Genomic DNA, 8,946 nt, shown 5'->3' on the forward strand with positions numbered 1-8,946 from the left:
TGCAAAGGCTTGGCCGGTCAGCCATGAAAAAGCAAGGGAAACCCTGAGGAAGCGGCCGGTTCGTCGGAAAAATGCAAAGTCCGCTTACAAGGCCCTTGTCTTTTACGGTGACAGTGCGTACAGAAGCCCCGTGTCAGGCGGATTCGCGCCACAAGGCTTCCGGCTGCCGCGCATGCACCCAGTCGCTTGCCTGCTCGTAGGCGTGCGCCAGGCACAGCACGTCCCGGTCCGCCTGCGGCGGCCCCACCAGCTGCATCCCCATCGGCAAGCCCTGCGCATTGAAGCCCACCGGCACACTGATCACCGGGCAGCCCGCCAGCGTCCACGGCGTCACCGTCTCCATCCAGCGGTGGTAGGTATCCATGGGGCGTCCGGCGATCTGCTTGGGCCAGTCCAGCGCCGCGTCGAACGGAAAGACCTGCGCCGACGGCACCGCCAGGAAATCGACCTCGTCGAACATGCGCACCACGGTCTGGTACCAGGCGCTGCGCTCTTCCGTGGCTTGGTAGACCTGCCGCGCCGTCATGCCTTCCAGCCCCTCGACTTCCCAGATCAACGCCGGCTTGACCAGTTTGCGCGTGTCGGGGTTTTCGACCAGGGCATGGAACTGGCCGCCCACCATCAGATGCCGATGCGCCAGCCAGATGCGCCACAGGCGGTCGCCGGCGAAAGGCACCTGGTAATCGACGACATCGCAGCCCACGGTGCCCAGCGCGGCCAGAGCCTGGGCGCACAGGTCCAGGATGCCCGGTTCCATGGCCAGGTAGCCGTTCCAATCGCCCAGCCAGCCGATGCGCTTGCCGCGCATGTCGGCCGCAAGCGGCGCGGCGAACTGCGCCGGGTCGTCGCGCAGCGACAGCGGCGAACGTTTGTCGTGCCCCGCCATCACGGACAGCAGCAGCGCCACGTCGCGCGGCGTCCTGCCCATCGGCCCTTCGTAGGACAGCTGCTTCAAGAACACTTCGGGCGCCGGGCCAAACGGCACGCGGCCGGCCGACGGGCGCATGCCATAGACGTTGCAGAACGCCGCCGGATTGCGCAACGACCCGCCGAAGTCGCTGCCGTCGGCGACCGGCAGCATGCGGGCGGCCAGCGCGGCCGCCGCGCCGCCACTGCTGCCGCCGGCGGTCTTGGTCGGATCGTAGGGGTTGCCGGTGGTGCCGTAGACCCAGTTGTACGTGTGCGACCCCAGGCCGAATTCCGGCACATTGCTGCGGCCGATGAAAATGGCGCCCGATGCCCGCATCCGCTCGACCATGATCGAGTCGTGCGGCGTGACCAGATCCTTGTAGACCAGCGAGCCCATGGACGTGACCATGTCGCGCACCGCCGTCAGATCTTTCGGGGCCTGCGGCATGCCGTGCATCCAGCCCAGCCACTGTCCCGCATCCAGTTGCGCGTCGCGCTCGGCGGCCTCGCGCAGCAACGCGTCCGGATCCCGGCGAGCGACGATGGCGTTGATCTTGGGGTTGACGTGGTCGATATGCGCCAGATAGGCGCGCATGACGTCGACACAGGACAGCTCGCGCCGCCGGATGGCCTCCGACAGGGCGTGCGCCGGCATGGCGACGATGGGGTTCAGGCTGGCGGGTGCGGCCGGCGTGGCGGGGGGCATGCGGTCTCCTGGTTTGTCGTTATGGTCGCAGGCGGCGAACGCCTGGCGCAACCGACATACTACGCAAACCAGGCAGACCACGCCCGCCCGACAGGACCGGGGACCGCCCCGACCGCTCAGACCCGTTCTATCGCCACGGCAGTGGCCTCGCCCCCGCCGATGCACAACGCCGCCACGCCGCGCCGCAGGCCCCGCGCCTGCAAGGCGTGCAGCAAGGTCACGATCAGCCGCGCGCCCGTCGCGCCGATCGGATGCCCCAGCGCGCAAGCACCGCCGTTGACGTTCAGCCGGTCGCGCGCAATGCCCAGGTCCTGCGCCGCGGCCATGGCGACCACGGCGAACGCCTCGTTGATCTCGAAGAGGTCCACATCCTGAATCTGCCAGCCGGCCTTGTCCAGCAACTTGCGGATGGCCGGAATGGGCGCCGTCGTGTACCAGGCCGGCTCCTGGCTATGCGTGGCGTGGCCGTGGATGCGGGCCAGCACCGGCCAACCTTCGCGGCGCGCGACCGATTCGCGGGTCAGCACCAGCGCTGCCGCGCCGTCCGCATTGGCCGATGCGCTGGCGGCCGTAATGGTGCCGTCTTCGCGAAAGGCGGGTTTGAGCGTGGGGATTTTCTCTAGCGACACCTTCAACGGATTCTCGTCCTGGTCGACCGTCAGCGCCCCGCCCTTGCCCGGCACAGCCACCGGCGCGATCTCGGCGGCGAACGCGCCGGACTCCACCGCCAGCCGCGCGCGCCGCAGCGTCTCGGCCGCATAGGCGTCCTGGTCGGCGCGGGTGAAACCGTAGGCCTGCACGGCGCTTTCGCCAAAGTCGCCCATCGGCCGGCCCGCCTCGTAGGCGTCTTCCAGGCCGTCCAGCGCCAGATGGTCGTAGACGCGGTCATGGCCGAAGCGATAACCCGAGCGCCCCTTCTTCAGCAGATACGGCGCGTTGCTCATGGACTCCATGCCGCCGGCCACCGCCACGTCAATCGCGCCGGCCAGGATCTGGTCATGCGCAATCATCGCCGCCTTCATGCCGGACCCGCACACTTTGTTGACCGTGGTGGCGCCCACCGCGTCCGGTACGCCGGCAGCGCGCATGGCCTGGCGCGCCGGCGCCTGTCCCTGCCCCGCCGGCAGCACGCACCCCATCAGCACTTCATCCACGCTGGAGGCCGGCACGCCGCCGCGTTCCAGCGCCGCGCGGATCGCGACGGCGCCCAGGTCGGCAGCGGCCACGGGGGCCAGGCCCCCGAGAAAACGCCCCAGCGGAGTCCGCGCGGCGGCAACGATGACAATAGGATCTTCGGCAATCATGGCTGTTCCTTGTAAGCGAGACGTCTCAACCCGCGACAACGGCCGGAGCCGGCCGCGCGAATACAAGCAAGGTGGACGTGGCCGAGGCCAGCAGGCGCCCCTGCGCGTCCGTCAATTTGGCTTCGGCATAAGCCACGCGCTGGCCCATCGACAAGACCCGGCCTTCCGCCCGCAGCAGGCCACTGTGGCGCGTGATGGCCTTGTGGTAGGCCACCTTCAGCTCCAGCGTGGTGTAGGCCTGCTCGGCCGTCAGTTGGGAATGCGCGGCGCAGCCGCACGCCGAATCCAGCAGCGTGGCGGCATACCCGCCGTGCACCGTGCCGATGGGGTTGTAGGCCTGCGGCCCCGGCGTGCCGGCGAATACCGCGCGTCCGGTTTCCACTTCCACGAAGTCGAAGTCCAGCGTCACCATGATGCCGGGCTTGCGGCCGGAAGCCAGCAACGCCCGCAGTTGCGCCAGGCCGTCCAGGCCCGCGCCGGTCTCCTCGACCAGGCTGGGTTCGCGATGGGGGGTCGGTTGGGATGTCATCAGCATTGCTCCAGGCCCAGTCGGGCCTTCAAGAGCCGGCGGGCGTCCGCCAGCATGGCATTCGCCCGTTGCGCATCGGTCTCGCAACGGGCCAGGGAAACCGCGCCGACCAGCTCAGCCAGCACCGAACGGGCCAGCGGTTCCGGCTCGGGGTAGCCGGCATCGGCCAACCGGCCGGCCAGGGCCTGCACCAGCCGACGCAACCCGGCGGCATAGGCCTGCCGGCAGGCGTCAGACTGGCGCGGCAGATCGGAGGCCAGCGCCACCAGCGGGCAGCCATGGGCGCGCGCCTCGCAATGGGCGGTCGACAGGTAGGCATCTACGTAGGCGGCCAGGCCTTCGGCGGGCGTGCGTCCCTCCATCCGCTTTTGGGCGCGGGCCAGCGCCTCGTCGAACATGTGTTCGATCGACGCCTCGACCAGCGCATCCTTCGAATTGAAATGCGCGTAAAAGCCGCCATGGGTCATGCCGGCCTGACGCATCACCGCGGCCACGCCGATCCGGTCCGGCCCGTCTGCGCGCACCGCGTCCGCCGCCGTCTTCAAAATGCGTATCCGCGTTTCCCGCTTGTGTCCGTTGTCGTAGCGCATGACTGGTCCAGCCATTAGATGATGATCATCATATTAATATGATGATTATCATCCTACAAGGGCGGCCTGGCCGGATTCAGGGAAACAGGTGTTGCGCCAGATGGTCGATGAACACCCGCAGCTTGGGCGACGCATGGCGGCTGGCCGGCCACAGCGCCCACATCGTGCCGCTGCCGCGCGTGCGGTCTTCCATCACGATCTGCAGCTGGCCCGCAGCCAGCTCGCGGCGGATCGTGAAATCCGGCAGGCAGACGATGCCCTGCCCGCCCACTGCCAGGGATATCCGCATCTCGACGCTGTTGCAGACCAGCGTCAGGGGCAACTCGGGCGATTGCGCGTCCGGCCCCAGTTTCAACGGCCATTTCTCAAGCCGGCCCGTCGCGGGATATCGGTAATGCAGGCAGGCGTGGCGCAGCAGGTCGCCCGCGCGCTTGGGCGTGCCATGCTGGCGCAAATAGGCAGGCGCCGCGGCCAGTACCCGGCGGAACGGCCCGAGCCGCCGGCGTTTCAGGCCGGAATCGTCCATGTCGCCGGTGCGGACCACGGCGTCGTAGCCTTCGCCGATCACGTCCACCATCCGGTCCGTGAAATCCAGGTCCAGCTCCACAGCCGGGTATTGCCGCAGGAAGCTGGCGATGGTGGCGTCGAACAGCCCGCTGTAGCGCGGCAAGCTCACCCGAAGCTTGCCGCGCGGCGCATCGGTGGCTTCGGACAGTTCCAGTTCAGCGGCTTCCACTTCGCACAGGATGCGGCGGCAACGCTCCAGGAATTTCTCGCCTTCCGGGGTCAGCGCGATCTGGCGCGTGCTGCGATGGAACAGGCGCACCTTCAAGCGCTCTTCCATTCTGGCCACGCTTTTTCCCACCGCTGACGGCGACACCCCCAGCACTCGCGCCGCCTCGGAAAAGCTGCGCGTTTCCGCGACCAGCACAAAGACGCCGATGCCGCCAAGACTGTCCATCCCTACCCCCTCATTGCGGACATATCTGTCCTGAATATTCGGAATCCTAGCCTGTTTTTCTTTTATCCGACGCCCCCTAAGCTTGCCGTCATTCTGCCGCCGCACCGCAATCCCGCCGCGCGGCGCCCTAATTCGACCGGCACGCCCCATGCAACTTCCTGAATCCCCCTCCCCCCGCCATCGCTGGCTGCAACTGCTGTCCGCCTGCCTGACGGCCCTGCTTATTCCGTTGTGCTTCACCGGCCCCGCCGTGGTCTTGCCGTCGATCAGCCAGGCGCTGGGCGGCACCTCGGTTGAATTGAACTGGATCTTGAACGGCTACATCCTCGCGTACGGCAGCGTCATCATGGTGTCGGGCAGCCTGACCGACCTGTACGGCCCCCGTCGGGTCTGGCTGCTGGGCCTGGCCTGGTTCTGCGCCGCCACGTTCGCCATCCCCTACGTGCCCACCACGGGCTGGATCGATGTCCTGCGGCTGATGCAGGGCATGGGCGGCGCGGCCGCCTTTGCCGCCGCGATGTCGTCGTTGGCCCCACTGTTCCACGGCGTGGCGCGCACCCGTGCGTTCAGTTTGCTGGGCACCACGTTCGGCGTCGGCCTGTCGTTCGGGCCGCTGGCTTCCGGCTGGCTGGTGCAGGCCGCCGGTTGGGAGTGGGTATTCCTGGCGACGGGCGGGGTGGGCGTGCTGGGCGCCGTCATGGTGGCCGTCAGCGTTCGCCCGACTCTCTGTGCCGCCCAGGGCCGCTTGGACTGGCCGGGCGCCATCAGCTTCACCGGCGCGCTGGGCCTGTTCACCTACGGCATGTTGCTGGCGCCCGAAGCGGGCTGGACGGATGCGCACGTGATCGGCGCGCTATCGGCATCTGCCCTGCTGTCCGGCGTGTTCTTGCGCATCGAACGCCGCGCCGCCCGGCCCATGCTGGACCTGAGCCTGTTCCGCGACGCGCGCTTTGTCGGCGTGCAGGTGCTGGCGGCTTCACCGGCGTTCCTCTTCATCGTGCTGATCGCCTTGCTGCCCGGCCGCTTCATCGGGATCGACGGCTACAGCGCGCTGGCTGCCGGCCAGTTGATGATCGGCCTGGCCGCGCCGTTGCTGGTCGTGCCGTTCCTGGCCGCATTGCTGACACGCTGGTTCAACCCGGGCGTGCTGTCCGCGGTCGGCTTGCTGGCGGTGGCCGCCGGCCTGGTCTGGCTGGCCGACGTCATGGCCAGCGGCGCCACCGGCCTGTGGTTGCCGATGAGCTTGATCGGCATCGGCATCGGCGTGCCCTGGGGCCTGATGGACGCGATGGCCGTCAGCGTGGTGGAACCGCGCAACGTCGGCATGGCCACCGGCATCTTCAACACGGTGCGCGTATCGGCGGACGGCATCGCCATCGCGGTCGTCAGCGCGCTGCTGGCCATGCTGATCCAGCTGCCGCTGACAGCGGCGCTGCCTGCCGCCACCGACGGCCACGCCATCCTGATGGCCGCCAACCGCGCCGCGCTGGGCCAGTTGCACGAAGCCGCGGCCTTGTTGCCGGGCGCCTCGGCGCTGCTGCAGCAAAGCTATGACGAGGCCTTTCGCCACGTGCTGCACGCCTTGGCCGGCATTGCCGTGCTGACCGCGCTGGCCATCCAGGCGCTGCTGGGGCGGCAGCGCCCGCACGCCGCCCGCGATGGCGCGGCGGCCACGCCCTAGCGCATCAGTCCACCTGCCACCAGCTGGGCAGCAGGCCGCGCACCTTGGCGCGGCGATAGCGGTCGTCGATCAGGTGCACGGTGCCCACATCCTGCTCGGTGCGGATCACGCGGCCAGCCGCCTGCACCACTTTCTGCATGCCCGGATACAGGTAGGTGTAGTCGTAGCCGTTCTCTTCGCCATAACGCAAGTCCATGGCCCGCTTCATGTTTTCGTTCACGGGGTTCACTTGCGGCAGGCCCAGTGTGGCGATGAAGGCGCCGATCAGCCGCTTGCCCGGCAGGTCCACCCCTTCCGAGAACGCGCCGCCCAGCACCGCGAAGCCCACCCCCCGGCCGCTCTCGGTGAACCGGGCCAGGAACGCGGCGCGGCCAGGCTCGTCCATGCCCGGGGTCTGCAACCAGATCGGCACCGTGGGGTGGCGTTCGCGCATCAGGTCGGACACCTGGCGCAAATAATCGAAGCTGCTTAAGAACCCCAGATAGTTGCCGGGCCGCTCGGCGTATTGCGTGGCGATCAAGTCGACGATCGGCGCCAGCGAACGTTCGCGGTCGCGGTAGCGCGTAGACACGTTGCCCACCACCCTTACGGCCAGTTGCTCTGCCTGGAAGGGCGCGGCCACGTCGATCCAGGGCGCATCCTTGGGCAGCCCCAGCGTATCGCGGTAGAACTGCTGGGGGCTGAGCGTGCCGGAAAACAGCACCGTCGCGTGCGCCGCCGCGTAGCGCGCCGCCAGATACGGCGCCGGGATCACGTTGCGCACGCACAAGGTGGACGGCCGCGTTTTGGCGCTGGCCACGCCCACGTCCGACAGCGTCACGTCAAACAGCGCATGCGAACCGAATTGTTCGGCCAGGCGCATGAACTGTAGCGCTTCGAAGTAGAACGTCAATACGGGATCGTCTTGCGGCAACGGCGATTCAGCCATGTGCTCCATGATGGCGCCTACGGCCTTTTGCACGGCGGTCAAAACCCCCGGGGCCACCATCTCATAGGCCTGATACCGTTCAACCTGCTTCTTGTTCAGGGCGTTCCATGACCGCTGCAGGCCGTCCAGCGGCTTCTTCAGCGCCTTGGGCGCGGCATACCGCGCCGCGGACAGCGACGCCTGGTCCAGTTCGCCCGTGTACATGCGGCGCGCCCGGTCCACGAGGTTGTGGGCTTCATCCACCAGCACCGCCACCTTCCACTGGTAAGCCTGCGTCATGGCGTACAGCATTGCGGTGGCGTCGTAGTAATAGTTGTAGTCGCCCACCACCACGTCGCTCCAGCGGATCAGCTCCTGCGACAGGTAGTACGGACACACCTGATGCGCGCGCGCCGTCTCCCGTACCATGGGCGCATCCAGCCGGACGTGCTGCAACGCCGCTTCGCGCGCTTGCGGCAAGCGGTCATAGAACCCTTTTGCCAAGGGGCAGGAATCCCCGTGGCAGGCCAGATCCGGATGCTCGCAGGTCTTGTCGCGCGCCTGCAGGTCCAGCACCCGCAGCGCGGGCGCCGCGGGCTGCGCATTGATGGTGTCCAGCGCTTGAACCGCCAGCCCACGCCCCGATCCCTTGGCCGCCAGGAAGAAGATCTTGTCCAGGCCCGTGCCGGGGCTGGCCTTGAGCAGCGGGAAGATCGTGCCCAGCGTCTTACCGATACCGGTGGGGGCTTGCGCCATCAGGCAACGGCCGTCGCGCGCCGTGCGGTACACGGCCACGGCCAGGTCGCGTTGCCCCGCGCGGAATTCGCCATGCGGAAACGCCAGCTTTTCCAGCGCGGCATCGCGCGCTTGCCGATGAGCAAGCTCGGTCTTGGCCCAGGCCAGGAATCGGTCGCATTGTTCCTGGAAGAAGGCCGCCAGCGCCGGCGCCTCATGCGTTTCCACCAGCACCGTTTCTTCTTCGGTGACGACATTGAAATACACCAGGGCCACGCGCACCTGGTCCAGCCCGCGTGACTGGCACAGCAAATGGCCATAGACGCGCGCCTGCGCCCAATGCACCACGCGGTGGTTCTCGCGCACGCTGTCCAACTGGCCGCGATACGTCTTGACCTCTTCCAACTGCCTGGCCACGGGGTCATAGCCGTCGGCCCGCCCCCGCACCAGCAGGTTCTCATGTTGGCCGGACAGCGCCACTTCGGTCTCGTAGGACGGCCCGCGCCGGCCCGTCACCACCGCGTGGCCCGCCATGCCTTCCAGCCCGGTCGGCGCCGGCGTGAAACGCAAGTCCAGATCGCCGGCCCGCGCGGTGAACTCGCACAGCGCACGCACCGCCACGGC

7 protein-coding genes are annotated in these 8,946 nt (G+C 68.1%); 1 reads left to right on the forward strand and 6 read right to left on the reverse strand.

Translation table 11 applies throughout. The features are described from left to right. Window positions 1–133 precede the first annotated feature (133 nt). From ACO6D5_RS08875 to ACO6D5_RS08895, 5 genes are all read right to left on the reverse strand, one after another. Window positions 134–1,615, reverse strand: coding sequence for an amidase (locus ACO6D5_RS08875; RefSeq protein WP_485825170.1), 1,482 nt, complete (start codon window positions 1,613–1,615; stop codon window positions 134–136). A gap of 116 nt (window positions 1,616–1,731) precedes the next feature. Then, window positions 1,732–2,919, reverse strand: coding sequence for an acetyl-CoA C-acyltransferase (locus tag ACO6D5_RS08880; protein ID WP_485825171.1), 1,188 nt, complete (start codon window positions 2,917–2,919; stop codon window positions 1,732–1,734). Window positions 2,920–2,944: 25 nt separating this feature from the next. Then, a complete protein-coding gene (locus ACO6D5_RS08885; protein WP_315845344.1) occupies window positions 2,945–3,454 on the reverse strand; it encodes a PaaI family thioesterase in 510 nt (169 codons plus the stop codon). After that, window positions 3,448–4,038: a TetR/AcrR family transcriptional regulator gene (locus ACO6D5_RS08890; protein WP_315845343.1), complete on the reverse strand. Its 591-nt coding sequence runs from the start codon at window positions 4,036–4,038 to the stop codon at window positions 3,448–3,450. The genes ACO6D5_RS08885 and ACO6D5_RS08890 overlap by 7 nt, the downstream gene beginning before the upstream one ends. 76 nt (window positions 4,039–4,114) lie before the next feature. After that, the gene (locus tag ACO6D5_RS08895) at window positions 4,115–4,999 is read right to left on the reverse strand and encodes a LysR family transcriptional regulator (protein WP_485825172.1); all 885 of its coding nucleotides are present in this window, start codon (window positions 4,997–4,999) and stop codon (window positions 4,115–4,117) included. A gap of 148 nt (window positions 5,000–5,147) precedes the next feature. Here ACO6D5_RS08895 and ACO6D5_RS08900 point away from each other — a divergent pair, with 148 nt between their 5' ends. Beyond that, the gene (locus ACO6D5_RS08900; protein ID WP_485825173.1) at window positions 5,148–6,680 is read left to right on the forward strand and encodes an MFS transporter; all 1,533 of its coding nucleotides are present in this window, start codon (window positions 5,148–5,150) and stop codon (window positions 6,678–6,680) included. A 4-nt stretch (window positions 6,681–6,684) separates the two neighbouring features. Here ACO6D5_RS08900 and ACO6D5_RS08905 read toward each other — a convergent pair. Further along, a partial coding sequence (locus ACO6D5_RS08905) for an ATP-dependent DNA helicase (RefSeq protein ID WP_485825174.1) occupies window positions 6,685–8,946 on the reverse strand: 2,262 nt, incomplete at its 5' end.

This window comes from Achromobacter sp. (genome assembly GCF_057314935.1).